The sequence below is a fragment of the Pediococcus cellicola genome (assembly GCF_001438655.1).
Classification (GTDB): domain Bacteria; phylum Bacillota; class Bacilli; order Lactobacillales; family Lactobacillaceae; genus Pediococcus; species Pediococcus cellicola.
Genome location: NZ_JQBR01000001.1, coordinates 137534 through 162025, shown reverse-complemented (window position 1 = coordinate 162025; position 24492 = coordinate 137534). Strand labels below are relative to the sequence as shown.

27 protein-coding genes are annotated in these 24492 nt (G+C 38.5%); 1 reads left to right on the top strand and 26 read right to left on the bottom strand.

Features of this window, described 5'->3' with window-relative positions; genetic code table 11:
* Positions 1 to 39: 39 nt before the first annotated feature.
* From dprA to IV80_RS00720, 12 genes are all read right to left on the bottom strand, one after another.
* The gene (dprA, locus tag IV80_RS00775) at positions 40 to 954 is read right to left on the bottom strand and encodes a DNA-processing protein DprA (protein ID WP_236699548.1); all 915 of its coding nucleotides are present in this window, start codon (positions 952 to 954) and stop codon (positions 40 to 42) included.
* Between the two features lie 31 nt (positions 955 to 985).
* Positions 986 to 1756, bottom strand: coding sequence for a ribonuclease HII (locus IV80_RS00770; protein WP_057748093.1), 771 nt, complete (start codon positions 1754 to 1756; stop codon positions 986 to 988).
* Positions 1734 to 2603 (bottom strand): ribosome biogenesis GTPase YlqF, encoded by an 870-nt coding sequence (ylqF, locus tag IV80_RS00765; RefSeq protein WP_057748090.1) that lies wholly within the window; start codon positions 2601 to 2603, stop codon positions 1734 to 1736. The genes IV80_RS00770 and ylqF overlap by 23 nt, the downstream gene beginning before the upstream one ends.
* Positions 2604 to 2617: 14 nt before the next feature.
* Entirely contained in the window at positions 2618 to 4045 is a 1428-nt protein-coding gene (locus IV80_RS00760) for a S41 family peptidase (protein WP_057748088.1), read from the bottom strand.
* 14 nt (positions 4046 to 4059) lie between these two features.
* The gene (locus IV80_RS00755; protein WP_057748085.1) at positions 4060 to 4287 is read right to left on the bottom strand and encodes a YozE family protein; all 228 of its coding nucleotides are present in this window, start codon (positions 4285 to 4287) and stop codon (positions 4060 to 4062) included.
* Positions 4288 to 4297: 10 nt separating this feature from the next.
* The gene (locus IV80_RS00750; protein WP_057748083.1) at positions 4298 to 4900 is read right to left on the bottom strand and encodes a YpmS family protein; all 603 of its coding nucleotides are present in this window, start codon (positions 4898 to 4900) and stop codon (positions 4298 to 4300) included.
* A gap of 4 nt (positions 4901 to 4904) precedes the next feature.
* Positions 4905 to 5843 (bottom strand): SGNH/GDSL hydrolase family protein, encoded by a 939-nt coding sequence (locus IV80_RS00745; protein ID WP_057748080.1) that lies wholly within the window; start codon positions 5841 to 5843, stop codon positions 4905 to 4907.
* A gap of 90 nt (positions 5844 to 5933) precedes the next feature.
* Positions 5934 to 6779 (bottom strand): DegV family protein, encoded by an 846-nt coding sequence (locus IV80_RS00740; RefSeq protein ID WP_057748075.1) that lies wholly within the window; start codon positions 6777 to 6779, stop codon positions 5934 to 5936.
* Positions 6780 to 6846: 67 nt separating this feature from the next.
* Positions 6847 to 7356: a dihydrofolate reductase gene (locus tag IV80_RS00735; protein WP_057748072.1), complete on the bottom strand. Its 510-nt coding sequence runs from the start codon at positions 7354 to 7356 to the stop codon at positions 6847 to 6849.
* A gap of 22 nt (positions 7357 to 7378) precedes the next feature.
* On the bottom strand, positions 7379 to 8329 hold the full coding sequence (locus tag IV80_RS00730) for a thymidylate synthase (protein ID WP_057748069.1): 951 nt from the start codon (positions 8327 to 8329) through the stop codon (positions 7379 to 7381).
* 17 nt (positions 8330 to 8346) lie between these two features.
* A complete protein-coding gene (locus tag IV80_RS00725; protein WP_057748066.1) occupies positions 8347 to 10251 on the bottom strand; it encodes an ABC-F family ATP-binding cassette domain-containing protein in 1905 nt (634 codons plus the stop codon).
* A 3-nt stretch (positions 10252 to 10254) separates the two neighbouring features.
* Entirely contained in the window at positions 10255 to 11478 is a 1224-nt protein-coding gene (locus tag IV80_RS00720) for a CCA tRNA nucleotidyltransferase (protein ID WP_057748064.1), read from the bottom strand.
* 143 nt (positions 11479 to 11621) lie between these two features.
* Between IV80_RS00720 and IV80_RS00715 the strand changes: the two genes are divergently transcribed.
* The gene (locus IV80_RS00715; protein ID WP_057748061.1) at positions 11622 to 12497 is read left to right on the top strand and encodes a YitT family protein; all 876 of its coding nucleotides are present in this window, start codon (positions 11622 to 11624) and stop codon (positions 12495 to 12497) included.
* Positions 12498 to 12551: 54 nt separating this feature from the next.
* Here the strand turns inward: IV80_RS00715 and IV80_RS00710 are convergent, their stop codons facing one another.
* The 14 genes from IV80_RS00710 to IV80_RS00645 all read right to left on the bottom strand — a co-directional run bounded on the left by IV80_RS00710 (position 12552) and on the right by IV80_RS00645 (position 24408).
* Entirely contained in the window at positions 12552 to 13028 is a 477-nt protein-coding gene (locus tag IV80_RS00710; protein WP_057748058.1) for a nucleoside 2-deoxyribosyltransferase, read from the bottom strand.
* 16 nt (positions 13029 to 13044) lie between these two features.
* Positions 13045 to 13470, bottom strand: coding sequence for a hypothetical protein (locus tag IV80_RS00705; RefSeq protein WP_057748055.1), 426 nt, complete (start codon positions 13468 to 13470; stop codon positions 13045 to 13047).
* Positions 13471 to 13541: 71 nt separating this feature from the next.
* Positions 13542 to 14810: a tetratricopeptide repeat protein gene (locus IV80_RS00700; protein WP_057748052.1), complete on the bottom strand. Its 1269-nt coding sequence runs from the start codon at positions 14808 to 14810 to the stop codon at positions 13542 to 13544.
* 110 nt (positions 14811 to 14920) lie between these two features.
* Entirely contained in the window at positions 14921 to 15196 is a 276-nt protein-coding gene (locus tag IV80_RS00695; RefSeq protein WP_057748050.1) for an HU family DNA-binding protein, read from the bottom strand.
* Positions 15197 to 15404: 208 nt separating this feature from the next.
* Entirely contained in the window at positions 15405 to 16715 is a 1311-nt protein-coding gene (der, locus tag IV80_RS00690) for a ribosome biogenesis GTPase Der (protein ID WP_057748047.1), read from the bottom strand.
* Between the two features lie 75 nt (positions 16716 to 16790).
* The gene (gene rpsA, locus IV80_RS00685) at positions 16791 to 18029 is read right to left on the bottom strand and encodes a 30S ribosomal protein S1 (RefSeq protein WP_057748043.1); all 1239 of its coding nucleotides are present in this window, start codon (positions 18027 to 18029) and stop codon (positions 16791 to 16793) included.
* 74 nt (positions 18030 to 18103) lie between these two features.
* Positions 18104 to 18790: a (d)CMP kinase gene (gene cmk / locus IV80_RS00680; RefSeq protein ID WP_057748040.1), complete on the bottom strand. Its 687-nt coding sequence runs from the start codon at positions 18788 to 18790 to the stop codon at positions 18104 to 18106.
* Positions 18791 to 18813: 23 nt separating this feature from the next.
* Positions 18814 to 19404 carry a LysM peptidoglycan-binding domain-containing protein gene (locus IV80_RS00675; protein ID WP_057748038.1) on the bottom strand — a complete coding sequence of 197 codons (591 nt, stop codon included), beginning with the start codon at positions 19402 to 19404 and terminating at the stop codon, positions 18814 to 18816.
* A 47-nt stretch (positions 19405 to 19451) separates the two neighbouring features.
* Positions 19452 to 20930 (bottom strand): RecQ family ATP-dependent DNA helicase, encoded by a 1479-nt coding sequence (locus tag IV80_RS00670; protein ID WP_057748035.1) that lies wholly within the window; start codon positions 20928 to 20930, stop codon positions 19452 to 19454.
* Positions 20920 to 21981 carry a helix-turn-helix domain-containing protein gene (locus IV80_RS00665; RefSeq protein WP_057748031.1) on the bottom strand — a complete coding sequence of 354 codons (1062 nt, stop codon included), beginning with the start codon at positions 21979 to 21981 and terminating at the stop codon, positions 20920 to 20922. The genes IV80_RS00670 and IV80_RS00665 overlap by 11 nt, the downstream gene beginning before the upstream one ends.
* Before the next feature lie 6 nt (positions 21982 to 21987).
* Positions 21988 to 22704 carry a pseudouridine synthase gene (locus tag IV80_RS00660; protein ID WP_057748027.1) on the bottom strand — a complete coding sequence of 239 codons (717 nt, stop codon included), beginning with the start codon at positions 22702 to 22704 and terminating at the stop codon, positions 21988 to 21990.
* Positions 22694 to 23296 carry an SMC-Scp complex subunit ScpB gene (scpB, locus tag IV80_RS00655; protein ID WP_057748024.1) on the bottom strand — a complete coding sequence of 201 codons (603 nt, stop codon included), beginning with the start codon at positions 23294 to 23296 and terminating at the stop codon, positions 22694 to 22696. Before scpB ends, IV80_RS00660 begins: the two co-directional genes overlap by 11 nt.
* On the bottom strand, positions 23286 to 24056 hold the full coding sequence (locus IV80_RS00650) for a segregation and condensation protein A (protein ID WP_083490457.1): 771 nt from the start codon (positions 24054 to 24056) through the stop codon (positions 23286 to 23288). Before IV80_RS00650 ends, scpB begins: the two co-directional genes overlap by 11 nt.
* Positions 24040 to 24408, bottom strand: coding sequence for a hypothetical protein (locus tag IV80_RS00645; protein WP_057748019.1), 369 nt, complete (start codon positions 24406 to 24408; stop codon positions 24040 to 24042). The genes IV80_RS00650 and IV80_RS00645 overlap by 17 nt, the downstream gene beginning before the upstream one ends.
* Positions 24409 to 24492: the final 84 nt, after the last annotated feature.

Genomic DNA, 24492 nt, shown 5'->3' with positions numbered 1-24492 from the left:
ACTTGATCTTATCTTAAGATCGATAATCGCTGTTAATTCCTAGTAATCGTATTTCATATTCTGAATTCTGTCAAATCTAAATTCTTCTATTATATGCTGTGAATTCAAAACTGGCTTTGCACCCGCTACGATTAATTCATTGCAACCAGCGGAAAGCGGATCCGTAATTTTACCTGGAACGGCTAAGACATTGCGGTTATTTTGCAGCGCTAAGTTGGCGGTAATTAAGCTACCACTATGTTGTTTAGCCTGGATGACACACAAAGTTTCACAAAGCCCAGCAATGATACGATTACGCTCTACAAAATGATGACGTTTAGGACCTGAGTTCAAAGGGTATTCGGTCAACAGCAATTGATTTTTTCCAATGTATTGTTGTAAAGCTGTATTTTGCTTAGGATATGAGCGATTTAGTCCAGTTCCGATTACGGCAATTGTTCGGCCGCCGTTTCGTAGCGTTTCCTGATGTGACATGGCGTCAATTCCAGCAGCTAGGCCGCTAACAACCACAATATTACGTTTGACAACCGGTGGTATTAGTTGGGACAAGCTGGTTGCACCATAGTGATCTGCTAAGCGCGCCCCTACGATGCTAAGTAGAGGAAAACGTAAAAGCTCCAATGACCCTTGGTAAAAAAGGCATATTGGAGCTAAATAACTTTCTTTTAATTGAACAGGGTACTGCGGATCAGCAATGGTTAAATAATTTACTTGCTCTAAATGAGTTTCTAGCAACTCTTGCAAAGCAACTGAAGAAAAAGCACTTGAAAATTTTTTTTGGTTTTGCGCACTCACACATTTTAGAGCAATCAAATCATTTGCGGTCAGGTAACATTCATCTCCCGGCTCATGATGTGCTCGCCACCAACGCCAGAATTGAAGCTCACCGTGACAGCCTATCCCCTGACATAAATGTAATTTTAATAGAAAATTTCTTATTTGCAAATTTTTCACCTCAAAGGCAAAATACGCAAAAAGAAACTAATTATTTGAATTTGTTGACAGGTGCAAACGTTAACCGATGAATAGGTGTTACGCCTAGAGTCTGCAAGGCATGCAAATGGTTAGCAGTGCCATAGCCAACATTGTGGGCAAAATCGTAACCAGGGTACAAGTCGTTATATATCGCCATTAAATGATCACGATAGACCTTGGCTACGATACTGGCAGCAGCAATACTAGCACTCTTAGCGTCTCCTTTAAACATTCTTTGTTTAGGAATATTTATAGGAATATCCACTGCGTCAACTAGTAGTTTTTCGGGACGAACAGATAGGCCTAGTACAGCCTGTTTCATGGCTTGTCTAGTAGCTTGTAAAATATTAATTTGATCAATCACTTGTGGTGAAGCAATCCCAATATTTACAGCAACCGCCTGTTCAATGATCTGGGGATAAAGACGTTGTCGTGTTTCCATCGACAATTGCTTAGAATCGTTCACTTCAATTAAATTAAAGTCATGCGGTAAAATTACGGCAGCGGTAATGACTGGACCAGCAAGGCAGCCCCGACCTACTTCATCAATTCCAGCAACAAAATTGATACCGTGTTGCCAAGCCTCATGTTCCAGTTTTAGGCGCTGTTGAAATTTGACCATTGCCAGCTGCTGTTGATGAAGATGACGGTGGGTTTGTTTCAATAGTGTTTGAACACCTATCCTAGAATCATTTTGAAATTGTTCGAAAAGTGGATCAGAATCTTGTGTAACTTTTGCAAGTTGTGCCTTTAGAGCTTTAATTGTGATCGTTTGTTTCATGGTCAAAGTCCTCGATTCGATCTAATGTAAATCGACCGAGCTTACCCTTTCTTGCGTCTAGCATGATGCGATTACTTGCCCGGTCATAGTCATCTCCCATGCCTAAAAATTTAGTTATTTTTAGTAGTAAGTCTGGCGTGGCTAATTCTAGGTCAGTTTTTGTCAATCTATATCGTTCTTTTAATACCTCTGGATAATGTTGGATGAAAAAAGCCAAGCCAAATAAGGCAACATCGTCGCTTGCAAACAATTTTTCTTTGATAGCGCCAGTAAAAGCCAATTTTTGACCTATCAATTGGTCTTCAAATTTTGGCCACAGGATACCCGGTGTATCTAACAAAGCTAGCCCGTTTTTAGACTTTAACCATTGTTGATTTTTAGTCACTCCGGGACGATCTGCCGTTTTGGCAATTTTTTTATTGACCAGATGATTGAGCAGTGTAGACTTGCCCACGTTTGGTATACCCACACAAACGGCCCGAATCGTTTGTTTTTTTAGGCCGCGTTCCGTTTGATTTTGTAAACGTTGCGCTAAGATAGTTTGCGCAGGCCCTTGAATATCGCGTTCAATGGTCCGTGCACGAGAATCGACAGCAATGGCATATTGCCCTTGTGCATGATAATAGTCTAACCATTGTTTAGTGATTGAAGGGTCAGCCAAGTCACTTTTTGTAAGAATTAAGAGATGTGGCTTTTGTTGGATGATTTCTTTTACCTTAGGATTACGTGAAGACTCTGGAATCCGGGCATCTACAAGTTCAAAAATAATATCGACCAAATGTAATTTTTCTTGGATCTCACGAATAGCTTTCGCCATATGACCTGGATACCATTGAATATTTGCCATGTTTACCTCCTTGGTTATTTATTAAGTATCGACTGTGCCCGTTTCAAGGCGTTATCGTGCTTCGCAACTTTTGATTGGACCTTTGTTTCAATACTTAAAATAGTTTTTGAATTTGCTTTTCCAGTTACTGGAAGACCAGCTTTTTCTTGATAGTTTTGAATAGCTACCTGAGTTGTTCGGCCGTAATAACCGTTCATTTTGTCCTTGAAATAGCCGAGAACATTTAATTCCCGTTGTAATGTCTTTACCTGGGATGAAACATCTCCCAATACGAAAGTTTTCTTGGTATCAATTAATTGCCAGTAAGCATACTTGGGATAATCAGCTTTATCTGTTGGCGTTAGTCCCTTCTTGTTGATCCAAGTGCCATTTGGCGTTAACCATTTAGCAATAGTGATCTTCATCTCACTTTGATCGCTAAAGTCACTAACTGTTTGAACTGTACCCTTTCCATAGGATTGTGTACCTATTAAAGGTGCATGAGCAGATTGGTGCAAAGCGGCAGCAAAAATCTCAGCAGCACTAGCACTTCCGCCGTTCATCAAAACAGCAACTGGCTTGGTAACTTTGTAGCCATCGTCGTATTTTTTACTTGCCTTATAAATTTCTTGCTTACCATCTCGAGTTTGAACACGCATGATGGTTTTGCCATTCTTTAAAAACATCGACGACATCTTTAAGGCTTGATCCATTAGCCCACCTGGATTATCGCGGACATCTAAAATATATGAATTGACATGTTTTTCGTCTAATTGTTTTAAAGCTTTCTTCAATTCAGAAGCTGTCCGTTGAGAAACAGACGTAATTTGTATATAGCCAATGTGATGCGCCACAACTTTTGAATTAACTGTGCTAACCGGGATCTTGGCTCGAGTTAGGGTTTGATTAAATGTTTTTTCATCGCGTTTGATTGTGACCGTTACTTTAGTACCGATTTTACCCCGCATCAGATTCACAGCCTGAGTGATTGATTTTCCAGCAAGTGATTTTCCGTTAACGGCCGTAATGAGATCGCCCGGTAATAACCCAGCTTTTTTGGCAGGAGTCCCTTTAATTGCGGAAATAATCTTGATATATTGATCAGCTTTTTGAACCTCTGTGCCAATCCCAGAAAAGCTAGAAGAAATTTGGTTGTTCAAACTTGTTGCTTCGGTTTTATCCATATATTCTGAAAATGGATCGTTCAGAGCAGAAATCATACCCTTAATTGCGCCATTGGTTAGCTTGGAGGTATCAACAGATTTGTAATAATTTCCTGTGATCGTCGCATAAACAGACTGAATTTTTTGCATTGAGGTACTTGTGGCTTGGGCTTGTGAAACAATAGCTCGAGTTTGAAAGTAAGCTATTCCGTACGCCAGACCACCGCCTACAATTAAAGAGATGATAATTGACCAGATTAAAGTCGCTTTTTTTACCATTTTTGGTTTTTTATTAGTCATTCAGTACCTTCCTATTATGCATGTGTATTTGTTTCAAGATACTTTTGCCAAGTATCATCAAAAATTGTCATACTTGGTAAGTACCCAGCATTTAGTTCTAAATATTTGGAAATTTCATTGAAATCAGTCGATTGTTTTGGAAAAGACTGATCAAAAAAAGCGTTGTTTGCGAATTCAGCTATGGGATCATAACTTTCTGGATTTCGCTGTGTCATCAAAAATTGATAAAATGTTTTGGTCATTATTAAGCCTCTAATCTTGTTTAGGAATATTGACACTAAAAATAAATTTATTAGCTGCGATATCCAATTTTTTAGCACGGAAATAGATGCCGTTTGGTGTTTTTATTTTTTGTAAATTCAAAGTTATGGTTTTATTTTTTATTGAAATCCACTTTGGCAAATTATAATTGGAACCGATATAGCTTAAGACCATTTTAGGCGAAATACTTAGTGCGCCAATTGCGAGATGGTCAGCTTTTAATTTGATATTACCATTTGTTGTCACCTTTGGATCTAAAGATAGCGCATAATTGACATGGCTTCCTAATACTTTTACCTTGCCCATCAGAAAAACCTGTTTATTGACCCGTAGTTGATAAGAAAATCCTTTATTGGTTTGATAGGGTTTTAAATACGCTGCCATTAGTGCATTTAGCTGCTTCTTATTGAGGGTGACATTAAATGAACTTTCTGGAGTGGCAACTTGCGCACTTTTCGATTCTGGAATTGGTGTGTTAGCGATCCGCATCTTAAAAAAGATCCCTAAGGCAACGAGGAATGCCAATAGGATTATAAATGCCCATTTCCATAAATTGAGATGTTTATTTGTTAATTGTGCTTTTTTATTTTGCATGATTTTATTCCTTATAAAGCCACTTGTCATGAATACGCATACTTCTTAATAAAAGACGAGTCATTTGGTCATAGCCCTTTGCATTAGGATGAAAATGATCCGTACTAGTCAAATAGATATTCTTTTCTTTAGTATTTGCCAAATTCTTTTCTACTTTACTAATTTGCATGTCACCGATTGATTTGGCATCGGAACTTTGTTTTAAATCGGCTAAGGATTTAGAACTTTGATACTGTCCTTGTGAAAGTAGTTTATTGACGGAGATAAAGTATGCTGCGTGCGCTTGAGACACCGTTGCCTTAGTTGTTTCATCGAAGTTAGTTACGGCACGATTAATTTGCGTAATGTTAGGGAAATAAACGAAAAACGGGTTATAAATTCCAAATACGAAAATCGGAGCATCTGCATTGTAATGCCGAATTTGTTTTAGAAGCCGTTGTACTTGAGTTGCGTACTTAATATTTAAACGTTCAGCAGCCAACGTAAATTCCCCTTCAGATGCTGTTGAATATTTTTGAAGGGCCTGAAAAAGATCATTTCCACCCACGGTCAAAGTAATGACATCCGCTTTTTTCAGTGAAGCTTGCAATTTCGACTGTTCAGTGACGCGCTTTAAAATTTGATCGCTGCGTTCTCCTGCAATGCCATAGTTAGATACTTTTGCTTTAACATGATACGTCTTTTTAAGCTTGTTTTGTAATCGCTTGGGATAACCCTGATCTGTTTTCGAATCACCAACTCCCTGAGTAAGTGAATCTCCTAATGCGGTGACCCGAACTTGCCTTTTTTGCACGTTATTGTGCTTACGTGTGACTTTGGCTGTGTTTGTCTGTTGTTCATTTGGAGAAGATTTAGGGAAATAATAGTTTAGGCCCAAAACGACCATTGCAACGATCATGACAAAAACAATTAGCATGATGATCCAATCGATCATTTTCTTCATAAATTTACTCCTTGATTCATTATTAATCATACAAACACGGGACAAATGGTAGTTTTGTAGTGTCTACCAATTGTCCCGCTAATTTACGACTTAATCACCAGTATAATACATTAAGGCAAAGGCACCCGGACCACCATGGGTTGCAATAATCGGAACTGTTTCGCGAACCAGAATTTTAATGTCTGGGAAAAGTTCCTGAATCTTAGCCTTAATTGGTGCGATAGTTTTTAAGGCGCCGACATGAGAAATGCCGATTGCTTTAACGTTAGGCGTTTTTGCCATTTTTTCACAAACATCATCAAAGAAACGACTAATCGTCTTCATGCCACGACCCTTGGCCACGACCTTGAGTTCACCTTCCGTGACCTGCAGGACGATTTTAATGTTGAGTAAACCACTAATCATTCCGGTCATTCGATTAATCCGGCCACCCTTTACTAAGTTATCAAGTGTCATAACGCCCATATATAACTTAGTATGATCACGAATATCTTGAGCTGCTTTAATAATTTCGTCGCGACTCTTACCTTGTTGAGCAAGTTTGGCTGCTTCAATAACCTGAAAAGCTAGTGCGCGATCAGTCGTTTGACTATCTACAACTGTCACGTCTGCTTTGGAAAGTTGTGCCGCTTGTTCAGCAGCATGGACGGTGCCACTAATCGCTTCTAACATATTAAAGCAGATGATTTGACTACCATCAGCACCTAAACGATCAAATACCTCTACAAACTTACCAATTGGTGGTTGACTTGTTTTTGGTAAAGCTTTTGAATTTTGCATTTTAGTTAAGAACTCTTCGTTTGAAATGGTTTCCCGTTCCACATATATGGTGTCATCGATCATCACGGTCAATGGAACGATCGTAATGTTGTAATCCTTTACTTCTTGATCTGTAACGCCACATGATGAGTCAGTGACAATCTTAATTTTTGACATTGAAATTCACACTTTCTACACAGTTATGTTTATGAATTGATTATAACAGAGAATTCGTCGATTTTCATCAGTGGTTCTTAAGATCAATTTTGCGTTCATAAATTTCAAAAGTGTGTGGAATCGGCTGCTGTGCGGGGCCCACGCCATGATGAGAGGCAACTAAACACCATTGTTTATAATCAATAGGAATCATTTTTGTATCCCCGGAAATTGTCATATCAATGTACGTTCGATAAAGCCGGGTTACATATGGATAAAACTGCTGGTAAATTTCACGGCCACCAATGACAAATATAAGTTTCTGAGAAGAAGCGTACGTCTCTATTAATTCTTTGACAGAATGCGACACTTTTAGGTTTTGTGTCTCTTTCAACGTGTCTTTTCTCGTTAAAACGATGTTGAGCCGATTGGGAAGCGGTTTGCCTCCAAAAGACTCAAATGTTTTGCGACCCATGATAACGGGATGTCCCGTGGTTAACTCCTTGAAATAATGCATGTCATCAGGTATATGCCAGGGTAGCTTACCATCACTTCCAATTATGCCATTTTTAGTCTCAGCCCAAACAAAAGCTAACATTTGCCCTTCCCTTTCTTTCGACTTAGACAGCCACTGGTGCCTTAATAGCCGGGTACGGATTGTAGTTTTTTAATTGAATGTCTTTCACGTCGTAATCGAAAATGCTTTTGGCATCCCCATTAATTTCCAAAGTTGGTGCTTTCCTTGGGGTACGAGTCAATTGCGTTTTCACTTGCTCTAGATGATTTGCGTAAATGTGTGCATCCCCAAGTGTATGAATGAAATCTCCTGGTTTTAAGCCCGTTTCTTTTGCAATTAAGCAGGTTAATAAGGCATAACTTGCAATGTTAAATGGTACACCCAAGAAAATATCACCACTTCTTTGATAAAGCTGACAGCTTAACTTACCCTCGGAAACGTAAAATTGAAACATTGTGTGACAAGGCGGTAAAGCCATAGCAGGAATATCTTCAGGATTCCAGGCTGAAACAATCATTCTTCTTGAATCGGGATTCGTTTTGATCGTATGAATGATGTCACTAATTTGATCAATTGTTCCACCAGTGGAAGTCTTCCATGCACGCCACTGACTTCCATATACGTTTCCCAAGTCACCAAATTTTTTGGCGAAAGTGTCATCGGTCAAAATGTTTTGATCAAAGATCTTCTTTTGTTCCTGATAGGCCTCCGCAAATTTGGCATCTTTTAATGATCGTCGTCCGAAGTCGTGCATGTCCGGTCCCGTATAAGCGTCACTTTGAATCCACTTTTTAAAAGCCCATTCATCCCAAATGTGGTTGTGGTGCTGTAATAAGTAACGAATGTTTGTATCACCATGAAGAAACCACATTAATTCACTTTTGATAAGGCCAAAGGGAACTTTTTTCGTGGTTAATAAGGGAAAACCTTCTTCTAAATTAAATCGCATTTGATAACCAAAGGTACTGTACGTTCCGGTTCCTGTCCGATCATTTTTAAAGTTTCCCTTTTTCAAAACATAGGCTGCTAAATCCAAATATGGTTGTTCTAACATTGTTATCCTCCTCATGACTAGTCAGTTGCATATTCGCTTAGATATTCCCAACGGTTCATTTTTGCGTCGATTTTTTCATCCAATTCCTCAACCTGTTTTTGTAGATCAGCTAAGTGCCCATAATCTTCCCCACTATCATTCATTTGTGTCTGTAGTTCTGCCTTTTGGTTTTCTAACTGATCAATTTCAGATTCAATACTTTGCCATTCAAGTTGTTCAGCGTAAGTTAATTTTACTTTTTTGTCTGGTGCTTTCGGGGCCTGTTTTTGAGTCATTGAAACGACGTGCTTTGTATTCTCGGGTATGCTGGCTTGTGCATTGCCGTTGCTTTGTGTCAGAAAATCGGTAAATCTGCCGGTAAAACGTTCAATTTTGCCGTTACCATCAAAAATAAGTAAATGATTGGCAACTTTGTTTAGGAAGTAGCGATCATGAGAAACGGTAATGACAGTTCCCTTAAAGTGGGCTAAATAATCTTCTAAAACAGTTAGGGTGCCGATATCTAAATCGTTAGTTGGCTCGTCTAATAATAAAACGTTGGGCTGCTGCATAAGAATCTTTAATAAATATAAGCGTCGTTTTTCACCACCAGATAGCTTGCGTATCAGTGTTCCATGCATAGAACGAGGAAAAAGAAATTGTTCCAACAAGTTTGTCACACTAATGTGTTCACCGTTGGCATTTAAAACGCCTGATCCAATTTCGCTTAGATAACTGATAATTCGCTTATCCTCTAGGATAGGTTCAATTTTCTGTGTATAATAGCCTAACTTGACCGTTTCTCCGATGTCTAGTATTCCTTCATCCAATTTTTGGATGCCAGCAATGACGTTTAGCAAGGTTGATTTCCCTGTTCCGTTATTGCCAGTAATGCCAACTCGCTCATCAGCTTGAATCAGTTCAGAAAACGACTTCAAAATAGTATGTTTGCCTAATTTTAGCGAAGCATCTTTCAACTGGATAACTTTTTTACCCAACCTTTGTTGCCCAAGTTGAACAGCAATATTAGTCTGTTTTTGCTCAGGCGCGTTGACCGCTTGACTTAGTGTTTCAAAACGGTTGATGCGAGCTTGTTGTTTCGTACCACGTGCTTGTGGGCCTCTGCGCATCCAAGCAAGTTCTTGCTTATAAAGTCGGTTGGCCTTTTGTTGCTGAATGGTGTTTTGCTCCTCTTGAGTAGCTTTTTCCGCAACGTAAGCTTGGTAGTTACCAGGATATTGGTAGAGTTTTCCGAAAGACAGCTCCCAAATTTGATTAGCAACCTGGTCCAAGAAATAACGGTCATGGGTCACGATCAAAAGAGCACCTTTGTACGCTGCTAAATACTGTTCCAACCAAGCAATTGAATCAAAATCCAAGTGATTAGTCGGCTCATCTAACATCAATAAGTCCGGCGCTTGGATTAACGTTTGAGCGAGCGCCACTCTTTTTTGCTGACCCCCAGATAAGGTTCCTACCCTTTGATCAAGATTGGTGATATGCAATTGGGTTAAAATAGTTTTGACGTTGCTCTCTGCATCCCAAGCATCTTCTTGATTCATTTGCTGTTCAGCTAACTCGAATCGATGCTGAACTTCTGGTTCTTGCGGTTGTTTGGCGTAGGCAGCCAGTGCATTTTCATAATAGCGAATGGTTTTAAAAACCGTCTGTGAACCTGCAAAAATGGCGTCTAAAATAGTCATTTTTTCATTTAAATTAGGGACTTGTTGCAAATAACCAATTGTATAATTCTTAGGTGTTTCAAGAGTACCTTCATCTGGTGGATCAATTTTTGCTAAGACATTTAAAAGACTTGTTTTTCCGGTTCCGTTAGTTCCAATTAATCCAATTCGATCACGTTCATTAATCAAAAAATTGATTTTATCAAAAAGAATTTTAGTTCCGTATGTTTCTGTTAAATTTTCTGCCTTTAAAGTTTGCATGTGCTATTCACTTTCCAGTTTTAAAAGTAGTTTTTGGGCTTCTAAAATTAAGATGGATTTTTCATTCTTTATCCGGTTGGTCAGTACCTCATCCCGTAAGTCGGTTAAAACTTTACCTAGTCGAGGTCCCGGACTGATAATTTGAGCCTGTAACAAGTCACGGCCATTAATGGCTAATTCTTGTTGGGACTTAATTGGTAACTTGTGGTATGCCTTTATTGGATCATCTGCTTTGAAGTTTGGATCAAGCAGAGCCAAAACGGCGGTAGTTTGCTCAACTACAAATAAGCCAGATTGAAAAAGGATTAATTCGTTGACCTGATGCTTATCAATAGCATCTGCTAATCTCAAGCCTTGTTCAACGGATGCAATGAGTTCATTAGAGGTCTTCCAATTTCTCAAGAATTGATGGCTTTGCTTAGGCGACAGTTTGAGTATTCGGCAAATGAGTAACCAGACCTGCGTAGTGTTTGTCAATTGTGCGTTAGGATTTATGTGTAGGAGCTTTTTTAAAGCTTGTTGCTGGTTTTTAAGGCCAGGGCAGTACTGAAAAAGTCCAGTTTCAATGAAATATTGAACACCTTTAATTAGATTTTGCCCCATCATCATTTTTTCGAATTCTACTAAAATTCTTTCTACGGCGATCTTTTTGAGGAGTGGCGCATGATGTTTGATAGCTTCTTGGGTGTTTCTTTCAATCGTAAAGTCAAGTTTGCTAGCAAAACGAATGGCACGCATCATGCGGAGTGCGTCCTCATGAAAACGTTCCTCGGGTTTGCCAACGGCTCGCAAGATGTGATTATCAAGATCGTTTAATCCAGAAAAAAGATCAATGATCGTGCCATCCTCTTTTAGTGCTAACGCGTTAACTGTAAAATCTCTCCTTTTCAGATCTTCAGAAAGAGAACGTACAAAAGTGACTTTATCTGGTCTACGAAAATCTTGATAACCACTTTCAGTTCGAAAAGTGGTGACTTCATATTTTTCGTGATGGTCAAGAATCATGACTGTCCCGTGCTTAATACCTGTATCAATAGTTTTTTTAAATAGTGCCTTAACTTCTGATGGATACGCACTAGTGGCAATATCAACATCATGAATGGGGTCATTTAAGATGGTATCACGAACACTGCCACCCACAAAATAAGCCTCAAAACCTGCTTTTTCGATTGTTTGAAGAACAGGACGGGCCGCATTAAATTCTGAAGGTAATTTTTTAATTTTCATATTCAAATTCGCCAACCTAAACTTTTAAAATTCAAATTTTTTCTGTTAGTCTCAATCTTAACAGAAACCGTGTTTTTTTAAAATGCATACGGTTAGTTTACATGTTCAGTATGTTATGATATTGGGGTAAAGTAGGTGAAAAAATGATTAAAAAAGAACCCATTCGCTTTAAAGATCTTTTTATGATTATGGTTGGCTGTAGTTTATACGGACTTGGCTTAGCCACAGTTAATATTCCCAATCATTTGGCTGAAGGTGGTGCGACAGGGATTACGCTAATTTTTAGAGCGTTATTTCAAATTGATCCTGCCTATTCGACCATTTTGATTAATATACCCTTATTAGCAATTGGCTACCGCTTTTTAGGAAAACGTGCTTTGTACTACACAATTTTTGGCACTTTGATGTTATCTATGTGGTTATGGATTTGGCAACGTGTTCCTATTAACATTGACATTGGCCACGATATGTTTATTGCAGGTATTTTAGCAGGTCTAGCAGGCGGCTTTGGAAGTGGTCTGGTTTATCGATTTGGAGGAACAACCGGCGGGACAGATGTTATTGCTCGCATTATTGAGCAAAAAAGAGGCATTCCCATGGGTCAAACCCTATTTGCATTGGATGCCGTTGTGCTGACAATTTCGCTTTGTTATATCGATGTGCGTCAGATGATGTACACTTTGTTGGCAGCATTCGTCTTTTCTCGAATTGTGACCTTTACCCAAGTAGGCTCATATGCCGCAAGGGGCATTTTGGTTATTAGTGAAAGTTACCAGTTGATCGCAGACCAGTTGATGGACGAACTCCAACGAGGAGCAAGTTTCGTTCATGTTCAAGGCGCGTATTCAAAAAACGAAAAGAAAATGGTTTTTTGTGTATTGGCATCGAATGAACTTAGTGAGGCCAAACGGATTGTGGATGAAATCGATCCCCATGCATTTATTTCGGTTATTGACGTTCATGAAGTAATTGGTGAAGGATTTACTTATGACTCCCCTTCTGGTAAGAAAATTTCTTAAAATAAATACCGCATGTGCACAATTTGTTAACTGTGTATATGCGGTATTTTTAAATTAGAAGACCTTAACATCACTGAAAATGGTTGGTAAATCATTGAAATTATAAGTTTCTAGTTGCTTAATGGCGTCACTGCCGTTAAAAAATGCGGTATAACTTCTGGATAGCATTAAGTTTAATTCCTGATCTTGTTGAAACTGTACCATAATTACTGGAATGTTTGCTTCAAAAGCAGCTCCAATTTCAAAAATCGTACCGCTGTCAGGCTGGTTAAGACCATCAACGTCTAGCTTATAATCAAGAATTGCAACAACTGCATCGGCACGGTGTACTTGTCGCATATCACTGCCAAAAACACCGGTTTGCCAACGAAATGAACCAAATTCCTCGCTTTCCATTTGGTGTTCCATAGGAATAAAAATATTCTTTTTATCTAATGTGGGATTTTTTGCGAGTAAATTTTGAACCGTACGAATCCGTTCTTCTTGTTTGGGACTAAAAAAAGGTGCTGCCAGATAAATTTGGTTACTCATATTCATATCTCTCCATTTATAGACTAGTTTGGCGCCAAATCAGATGATCCGCAGCGACTTCTTGGAACTCGTTTTGGATTAAAAACCGTTTAAGTTGCCGATTGGCCGTATCACATTCAAGAACACCTTGACTTTGTTGTTGAACTATTTTTAACAAACGTGCTTCGATGCCTAAATTTTTCTTAGCCGGATCAACCAGAAGCTCAATCAGATGACTTTGATCAAAAATTACGACCCCATAAATTGTGCGTTCGTTAAAGCTTGTGACGATTCGCATCGCATACTGTTTAGCGATGACGTTCTTGAAATGATTGACCTGTTTATCAAAACTGTCGTCAGCCAGTTCACCGAAAGCGCGCTGTGTAACCTTGCGCATGACGGTAACGGTTTTTTTGGCGAATTTTGGTGAATAGTCCTTAATTTTATATTGTTCAGCGTTCATTACTTTTCCTCGATCATGATTTATAGATTTAAAACAGCCTCATCTATCTTATCACAACTTAACTGTGAATCTCAAAAGTCATTGGACTCATATTCGTTTAACATGTCACTGAATTCAGAATCGTCAGGAACAAGCTTGAGATAAGCGTGTAAGCTTTTTAAAACCCATTCTTGGGCCCCTACTTGTCGGAAAAAATAAACAGCAGCATGTAAAAAGTCAGCGTTATTTGTGAAAAATGGATATGCATTTTGGTAAGCCTCTTTAGCCTCAACAAATTTTTCTAAATGTTCATCGGATACGGCAATATTCCAATAAATCTGAGGATCCAAATCGTTTTCTTGAATATAAGGTTTCAGTAAATCGAAATTTGCTTGGAAACGGTTTTGTTGAATATACAAATTACTCAGTTGAACAACGGCTTTCATTTGTTCAGGGTTGATGGCTAGTGCTTTCTTTAAATTTTTTTCAACATCTTCAGGCTTTTGTAATTCATTTGCCAGTTGGGCTGCCTGAATGAATAAATCTTCGTTATATTCATCAAACCCAATACCCTCTTGGATGGTTTTATAAGCCGCCTTATGATCACCATTTTTTTCTTGGGCCGTTGCTAAAATGGGATAAAGTGAAACATAGTCAGGATTGGTATCCCGAAGTTGCGTTAGTAACGTAATGGCCTGATCGTAATTTTTAAGTTGTAAATAGACAAATCCCTGTTGGAAGAGGATGTCCGGTGTTTTATCAGCTGCTTTAATTTGTTCAAAGTAAGCCATACTGGTCTCGAATTTACCCATACCAGCGTATGCAGTGGCCAGCCGTGCCACAAGATTAACAGCTGAAAGAGACAAAACGCCCTGCTTAATCAAAGTTAAGTAGTAACTAGCAGCCTTTTTGTAGTTCTGCATCATATTATAAAACTCACCTAGCGCAAAGAGGACCACTTGCTCATCAGGTGCAATTCTTTGAGCTTCTAACAGCTTTTGTTCACTGACCTCGTATAATTCCTCCGTTTGATATAAGTCGGCTGAAACAAGCAGAGATTGCAAATAAGCGTCTGAAGTTGGTTTGACCAATGCCAGATGTTGCAGAGCACCATCTGCGTTTCCCTGACCAATTTCGATATCGGCAAGATTAACATGGAGAGAATCTTCATCAGGATATTTCTTTAACAGATTTTCATAAATGCGTTTAGCCTTATTATCAAAGCCAAGGCTATATAGTTCTTCTGCAAAACTATTAAGAGTATCATCGTCATCTTTACGTAATGCCCAGGCATATAATCGATTGGCCTCTTTAATGTCGCCATTCTCAATTTTTTCTAGTGCTTGTTGTGAGTAGCTCATATTTTTCACCCTTCATTATTGGAAATTCAGTATCTCTATAGTAAGTGTTTTAAATTAAAAAATCCAGCATAACAGTTGTTATGCTGGATCACAGATAAAATAATGAAAGATTATTTAACAGCATCCTTCAATGCTTTTCCTGGCTTAAATGCAGGAACCTTGCTAGCAGGAATTTGAATTTCCTTACCAGTTTGAGGGTTACGTCCCTTACGAGCAGCACGTTGACGTACTTCAAAGTTACCGAAACCGATCAATTGAACCTTTTCGCCTTTTGCTAAAGTGGATTGAACTGAGCTAAATACAGCATCTACAGCTGCAGCTGCGTCCTTTTTAGTTAAGCCAGTTTTTGATGCAACATCATCTACTAATTGAGCTTTATTTGCCATGTGATTCACCTCCTAGGTAAGTTTACATTGATGACCTAAATCATCAAGCTTGTTAATCCTGAGTGGTCCAAGATCAACGAAACAATAACCCTGAACGGTATTATTTCAATTTCAAAGATATCACAGGAAGTCCGTTATGACAAGGATTTTCATGCTATTTACCCAAAAAAGAAGCGTTTTCGTTAAAAAAACATGTATTTTTAAGAAATTACTTACGATGTCGTTTAATTAAATGAATTGGTGTCCCGGAAAAATCAAACGCTTCTCGTATACGATTTTCAAGAAAACGTTCATAAGAAAAATGCATCATATCTGGATCATTAACGAAAATGACAAAGGTCGGTGGTTCTGTGCTAACTTGAGTGCCATAGTAAACGCGTAATCGTTTGCCGTTATCGCTTGGGGTTGGATTAATAGCAATAGCATCCATTAAGACATCATTCAGCGTTGAAGACTGAACCCGACGACGATGATTTTGGTCAACACGCGCAATCAATTCAGGTAACTGGGATAGTCGTTGCTTTGTGACGGCAGAGACAAAAATAATGGGTGCATAACTTAAATAAGCAAACTGTTCGCGAATTCCAGCTTCAAATTCATTCAAGGTATGATTATCTTTTTTGAGAGTATCCCATTTGTTGACCACGATAATGATCCCACGGCCAGCTTCGTGAGCATAACCGGCGATACGTTTATCTTGTTCACGGATACCTTCTTCTGCGTTGAGCACAACTAATACCACATTGCTGTTGTCGATTGCTTTCATTGCGCGCATGACACTGTATCTCTCAGTGTTTTCGTAAACTTTCCCTTTTTTACGCATACCTGCGGTGTCAACCATCGTAAAATCGGTACCATCTTCAGTCGTAAATTTGGTGTCGATGGCATCGCGTGTGGTTCCTGCAATATCAGAGACGATGACCCGGTCCTCACCCAAAATTGCATTTACTAATGAAGATTTTCCCACATTGGGACGACCGATTAAACTAAACCGAATAGATTGATCCTCTTCATCTGTCTCATTTTGGGGAAACTCTTTTACAATGGCATCCAACAAGTCCCCTAATCCTAATCCATGACTACCAGAAATAGGATAAGGATCTCCAAAGCCTAAACTATAAAAATCATAAATTTCCTGCCTTAATTCGGCATTGTCGACTTTATTAACGGCTAAAATAACTGGTTTTTTCGCTTTATAAAGAATGCGAGCCACTTTTTCATCGGCATCAGTAATGCCTTCTTTAACACTTACAAGAAAGACAATGACGTCAGCCTCATCAATAGCGATTTCGGCTTGATCCTGTATTTGATTCACAAATGGTTCATCGCTGATATCTATACCACCAGTATCAATGACACTAAATTCATGTCCAATCCATTCGCTATGTGCGTAAATGCGGTCTCGTGTGACACCTGGTGTATCTTCCACAATCGAAATACGATCGCCAACAATTCGGTTGAAGATTGTTGATTTTCCCACATTGGGACGGCCAACAATGGCAACAATTGGATTTGCCATAGTAAAACCTCACTTTCTAGTTTATAAAAAAGGCTGTGAAATCATCACAGCCTCAGTAATAATTGTTATGTTAACTTACTTTTCGTCGTCTTCTTGACTACCCTTAAGTTCGTTACCGATTAAATCACCTAATGTGAAACCAGTACTCTCCTCAGGTGCATCATTCTTGTAACTATTAGCTGAAGAACGGTTGTTGCGAGTATTACGTTGTTTTGGTTCAGACTTAGGAGCTTCCTCTAAAGCCTTAATTGAAAGTGCCAAACGATGTGCATCTGGATGAACTTCCAAAACCTTAACTTTAATTTGATCACCAGTTTTAAGAACATCACTAGGATTATCAATGTGTTTGTGAGAGATTTGTGAAATATGAACTAATCCTTCCACACCTGGGAATACTTCAACAAAAGCCCCGAAATCAGTAAGACGCTTTACGGTTCCATCTAATACAGAACCTGCTGGTGCCTTTTCTTCAATATCATCCCAAGGTCCAGGCAATGTTTGCTTCAATGACAATGAAATACGACCACGATCTTCATCAATTGAAAGAACTTTCACATTGATTTTCTCGCCGACTTTCAATTTGTCGGAAGGCTTGTTGACATGCTCATAAGCAATTTCTGAAACATGAACTAATCCATCAACACCACCAAGATCAACAAAAGCACCGAAGTTAGTTAAACGTGCCACAGTTCCTTCGACAACATCACCAGCAGTCAAATGAGACATTAATTCTTCACGTTTCACAGCGTTTTCTTCTTGCACAACAGCCTTATGTGAAAGAATTAAACGGTTTTCTGCAGGGTTAACTTCAATAATCTTCAATTTCAATGTCTGATCTTTGTATGCATTCAGATCTTCAACATAGCGATCTTCAATCATTGAGGCAGGAATGAAGCCACGAACACCAGCATCAACAACCAAACCACCCTTAACTACTTGAGTAACAGGTGCTTCAATTTCAACGCCATCATCGGCCTTCTTTTGAATGTCATCCCAAACTTTGCGAGCTTCAATACGTCGATGAGAAAGTAAGTAACTGCCACCCTCTTTGTCATTACCAATTTTGGAAACAACAACAAGATCTAACTTATCACCAACTTTAACGGCATCATTAATATCATCGATATGAGTTGTAGAAAGCTCACGCAATGGTACAACACCTTCAACACCAGTACCTTCAATTCCCACAATTACTTGTTTATCGTCGTCAATGTCTAGGACTTCTCCCTTTACAACATCACCGATTTTTACTTCTTCCACACTGTTCAGTGCGTTTAATAAATCATTATTTTGACCTGATTCGTTTTCGCTCATTACGAATTTCCTCCTTAACAACACTATACTATTCTATCATAGCCGAAATTCACGATAAAAGCTAGTTAAATAAATTAGAATTCCGATTTTATTCGTTCATTGATGATTTTCGTGATCTTTTCAACTACTTGATCGATACTCATTGAAGTCGTATCAACTTCAATGGCATCTTGAGCTTTCGTCAAAGGAGATACTTTACGGGTTGAATCTTTTTGATCTCGAATTTCAATTTCTTTTTTTAACTGCTCTAAGGGAGTATTAATCCCTTTACTAATATTTTCCTTGTATCGACGTTCTGCACGTTCTGAAACACTGGCAATCAAATAAATTTTAACTTGTGCATTTGGTAATACTGCAGTGCCAATATCCCGACCATCCATCACAATATTCCCCACATCCGCAATTTCTCGTTGCCGATTAACCAGTTCATGTCGGACACCAGCTAATTTGGCTACGGTAGAAACAGAGTTGGTGATTTCCGGTTGACGAATATCATCTGTGACCTCAATGTCATCGACAAACACATGCTGCACTGGATCACCGGGAGTGAATGCTATTTTGGTTTGCTTTAGCATAGCTACAATCTTAGTTTCATCAGTTAAGTCAATTTTCTCATGCATCGCCTTTAATGTGACTGAACGATACATGGCGCCTGTATCACAATAGACATATCCAAATTTCTTTGCGACCAATTTTGCGACAGTACTTTTTCCTGCAGATGCTGGACCATCAATGGCAACTTGTATGTGCTGCTTATTCATGTTATAAACGACTCCTCAATTGATTATTTCACCCTTAAACGTTGACCTGGTTTTAGTTCTGAACTTGACGTTAACCCATTTAATTCCATTAGTTTCTGTTGAGTAATGCCATTATTGACTGCAATCCGATAAAGTCCCTCACCAGCTGGAACCGTCACGTATTTCTTTTCGGTTTGACTACTTTGTGAAGAACTTGAACTGCTTGTTTTAGAACTGGAGTCAGCAGAACTAGTTGAGGTTTTCGAGCTTGTCGCAGCTAAAGAACTGCTTTTAGCAGCCGCGAGACTGGAAGCTTTTTTTGCTTTAGAACGACTTGCATTAGCAGAACTGGCTTGCGTCTTAGCATTTTTTTCCACTATAGCGCGACTAGAAGCGCGAGATTTCGCTTTTGAAGAAGCAATCTGAGCGTCTGTTTGAGGTCGATTGAAATTGTTTTGGTTGTGCATGTAGGCAATAATTGGTGAAATGAATAGCAGGACAATAACAATTCCTACAACGGTAACAATGAGTTTCGTGTATCGATATGACTTTCGATTAGCTCGTCTTGAAGGCGCGTTGTCTTGTGAATCGTTTGCTTGCTTTTCTTCAGAACTATTATCTTTATTTTGATGCATTTTTATTCCTCCTCGAAAAAACTACCAGCACAATTGTACCATATTGTCTAATTTTGATGTTCATTTTTTCGGTGAAAAAGTTGTGTTAAACGAGATTGCCAAGAAATAAGGTTCAATGTTTTATATGACGGTGGGACTGATTGCTTCTTAGTATCCAGTCCCAAAGCCTTAATGGCTGATAGTGCCTGATCAATTCCACAACATTTAGAATCATGAACGGGTGCTGGTTCGTCAAAATGGGCCAATAAATCAGCACGTAAACACGCTTCTTCATTAACGAAATTTAGTATTTGTAGCAAACTTGTCTGTTTGGCCTGTTGACGTACCTCAAAAATCTCATTCACTTCATCTACGGAAACGTTTTGCTGACGATAAAAGTCTAAAAGTTGTTTTTGATCAGGTTCAAATGAATCACGACTTTCTGGCCTCTCAAAAAAAGTCTGAATATTTGCCAATTTTGGGAAGGTAGCTAGATTAAGTGTACTAGGAATGTATTCGTCGCCTGCTGTATAAAGTAAAATTGCAATACTAGCCAATTGGTCTCTTCCAGCACGGCCAATTTCTTGTAGGTAATCTTCAAGGTTCCCTGGCATGTGGTAATGAATCACAAAGCGAACATCATTTTTATCAATTCCCATCCCAAAAGCGCTTGTAGCGCAAATAATATCAATTCTTCCTTGCATAAATTGCTGCTGAATGCGGTAACGATCATCCAAATTAACATCCGCATGATAAGCTGCCACAGATCGATTTGTTTTTTGTGATATTAATTCAGTCATTCGATTGGCCTTTTTTTTACTGGAAAAGTAAATAATACCAGACCCCTCTAAAGTTTGTAGTAAGGTCATTAATTTTTCATCCTTAGCGTTAGAGGTGTCACAATGCTCAACGGCCAAGTATATGTTTGGACGGTCAACAGAATAAACAACTTTTTGAACGGTGCTATCAGTAAATCCCATCTTCTTGATGATATCTTGGCGAACACTTTCGGTAGCAGTTGCGGTTAGCATAAGTGTTGTTGGCGAATTCAACTGGGATAAAAGATCCTTTAGTTTCAAATAATCCGGTCGAAAATCAGGTCCCCATTGTGAAAGACAGTGCGCCTCATCCACGACGAATAGACCATATTGCAACTTTTTAAGTGTTGCTAAAACCTCAGGCTGGTTTGCCATTTCCGGAGACAGGTAAATGAAACGATAAGTATTTAAATGGCGTAGCGCAAAACGTCTTTGTTCGTGATCTAATTTGGATGTTAAACCAATTACATGTTTTTCTCCCAATCGATTTAAACCAGCGACTTGGTCATCAATTAAAGAAATCAATGGCGAAATCACAATAATTGGTTTATTGACTAAATAGCTAAACAATTGATAAATTAAGGATTTGCCCGTTCCTGTTGGTAAAACAGCCAAGACATTTTTTGCTGCCATTAACTGATGAATAACTTCAAGTTGTCCTTTTTTAAAGTCTGAAAAGCCAAACTTTTCTCTCAATAAAGTAAATATTTGTGAATCACTAATCAACATATGAAATGGGACCTCTCTGAATTTGAAGTAAGCGAAATTCAAAAAAAGAAATTTTAGAATCAAGCTGCACGACGGTAGCAAACTGCCACTGCTGTGGTGGTGTAGCATTTAAGTATGATAAAACCTTGTCGGGAAATGAAGCCGGTAAGAGTTGTGTAAAAGGAAAATCCGGTAATAAAATAGCTGCTTCCAAGAGATGTTCTTTGATCGTATTAAGTTTAACTTGTCGTAGTTGTGCAACTCGATCTAAATTAGTGTATTTTAGAAAAAGTTGATAAGATAAATCGCTGCTCATTGAAACCGGAGTTTGCTTTAGCCAAGGAGCTACCAGTTGCGCACACAATGGCGCTTGGTCCGAATCACTTTGGGTCCAACTGATAAACTGGGTCATTAAATCTAATTTTTTAAGTTCCCAATCAAAATTAGATATTTCTAGAGCGCTAGCTATCTGTTGATCGGTTAAACCATAATTTTCATGGCCAATAAAGCGATTAGCAAATGCATTAGCATCGTCATCACTAAGCTTAGCCAAAAAAATACTAAGTTCTTTTTCTAATTGTTGAGGCAAGGTACGCGATTTGTTTTGTGAAAACCACTTTTTACAAAAATTCATAATTTGCCCCGACGCCTGTATAGGATAGTAACGATTATTTTGAAAGGCAAATTCTGAAGTGATTTGAACAGCTAATTGGATACAGCTTTGAACAGTTTCTATGTTTGTATATAAGCCTATACCCTTAAATTTAAAAAGCGCGATTATTGGCGTAAAGATTTGCTTTTGCTTGACGCCTTGTTTAGTTAACCGTACTTTATTATCTTGATAAAGGATCAATCCTTGTTGGCTTAAAGCGTGTAAACTTTTTTGGAAATCAGTGGCTGACAGATGTTTAAACAAATTAAAAAAAGGCAGAAGTCCGTATTGTGCCCCCCAAAAAAGGTTAGATACCGTTCTTCTCCCGATTAAATTGTTAAAAAAAACTTTGGAGCGTCTCCAATCGGATTCGCTCATAAACTGTAATAAGAAATCAGAAAACTCTAATTTGGTCATCATGTTGGGCTACCTTTTCTTTAAACGCGTAATCTCAGTTGCTTTTAATGCGCGCCATTCTCCAGACTGAAGGCCGTCTAAAGTCAAAAAACCATATTTCTCACGTTTTAACTTAGTGACGGGATGACCAATTTTTTCGAACATCTTTTTGACCTGGTGATTTCTGCCTTCATGAATTGTAAGCTCTATAATTGCAGATTTCTTTTCCAAATCGGAACTAAGCACTTTGGTCTTTGCTGGGGAGGTTAGCTTTCTATCAATTCGAATTCCATGTCGTAACTTTTCTAATTGATCATTGGTCGGAATTCCTTCAACTTTTGCCACATAGGTTTTTTCAAAATGATATTTAGGATGTGTTAATTGATTAGCCAATTTACCATCGTTAGTCATTAACAAAATTCCAGAAGTATCATAATCCAGACGACCTACTGGATAAATCCGTTGTCTGACATCTGGAAAGTAGCTCATGACAGTCTTACGATGTTTCTCATCACTTACACTTGAAATAACACCACGAGGCTTATAGAAAAGTAAATAAACTAGCTTTTCTCTTTGAAGCGGAATCCCGTTAACTTCAATACGATCCTCATCTTCAACTTTTGTGCCAAGGGTCGTTATTTTTTTGCCATTTACTGTGACGTGTCCAGAGGTAATCAAGGTTTCAGACTTACGTCGTGAAGCCACTCCTGCTTCTGCCATTACCTTTTGTAACCGTTCATTTGCCATCTTGTGTATCCTCATTTTTCTTTAGTTTTTCACTGAACCGTTTCAAATAAAGATCGTGCGTATCTTCACTATCTTCAGACTTGATCTGAGGGAGTGCTGGTAAATCTTCAAGATTCTTTAAGCCAAAATAATTAAGAAAATATGGTGATGTTTTATAAAGAATTGGTCTTCCCGGCTCTTCAAGTCTTCCTGCTTCTTGAATCAAATTGCGTAGCGAGAGTTTTTGCAACATTGAACCACTTTGAACGCCACGAATTTCGTCAATTTCTATCCGCGTTATGGGTTGTTTGTAGGCCACAATGGCGAGTACCTCAAGCGAAGCGGTAGAGAGTTTTGTTAACTGTGGCGCATCAAAATAGTTCTTTATCACTGGGGCAACGCTCGGCTTAGTGGCAAGGCGATAACGCCCACCTGCTTGTAGAATTAGTAACGCACAATCAGAGTCTTGTTGGTATTTTTGGGTGAGCTTATCTAGCATCGATAAGACAGCTGGTTTCATAAAGCCGGTCATATCAGCTAGATCATTAATACTTAAACCGTCCTCCCCACAGACAAATAACAGGGCTTCTATTTTTTGAATATTACTTGCCATGATCATCTTCCAAACTAAATAATTTAATGGTCCCCAGCCGATCAGATTGTTGAAAGGTTATTTGTCTTTTTTTTACCAACTCTAGCATTGCCATAAAAGTTACCACAACGTTCACAACACTAGTCGTTTTTTCAAATAATCGATTAAAATCAAGTCCGTTTGCAGAGTGGCTCAATTTCTTTTCAATTAGTCTTGATTGGTCGGCAATTGAAAAGCTTTCTTCTGTGATGGTCCGATGGATGGGTTGTGCATTTTCCTGTCGAATTATAATTTTTTGAAAAGCCTGTTGAAGGGCATCAACAGTCAGCCCTGGCGCCAAATGAGCTAGTTTCATTCCAGATGGGACCGAGGATTCTTGTCGTGTATAAAAAGCTTGACGTTTTTCTTCATAAGTTTTCAGATTTTGTGCTGCCTGCTGAAACTTCTGATATTCTACCAACTGGGTCACAAGATCTAACCTAGGATCTTGCTCTTCTTCCGACTCATCATCGACTTCCAGTTTAGTAGGTAAAAGCATTTTACTTTTAATACGCATGAGAGTAGCCGCCATAATGAGATATTCACCCGCTACGTCCAGTTTTAACTGTTGGTTTACATGTAAATACGCCAAATATTGTGAAGTGATTTCAGAAATCTGAATATCATAAATATCCATTTCAGCCTGTTTAATAAGGTGTAAAAGTAAATCTAACGGACCTTCAAAGGCACTAATTTTCACATTTGGTAACTGTTGTAAGCGGTCATCATTCATCCTGGTCATGTTTCTTCTTTTCCCATTTTGCTAATATTGGAGTGGTTTCAATGGTACCCATCATTTGTAAATCTGGATAATAATCTGATAAAAAATCGAAAATTTCATCTTCATGTTCACTCGTTTGTTGTTGTGGTATGAAAGCCAAATGATGGATCATTAAATAAGGGGCTTGTTTTTCAATACCCACCAATCCAATAAAATCACCGTCTTGATTTTTTTGCAAAAATAAGCTGCGATCATCACTAGCTGCATACCAATCTAGTTCGTGATTGATGCGGTCAATATTGTTCAGTTCGGGAATAAAAGAAAGTAATCCCATGACTATTTTTTGGAAAGAATCTCTATATTTTACTAACAAGTTGAACTCAGCCTCCTAAGGGTCTGTTTCAATTAAAATTATAAACATTATAAACAACTTTACCATATTTTAACTAATGCGACA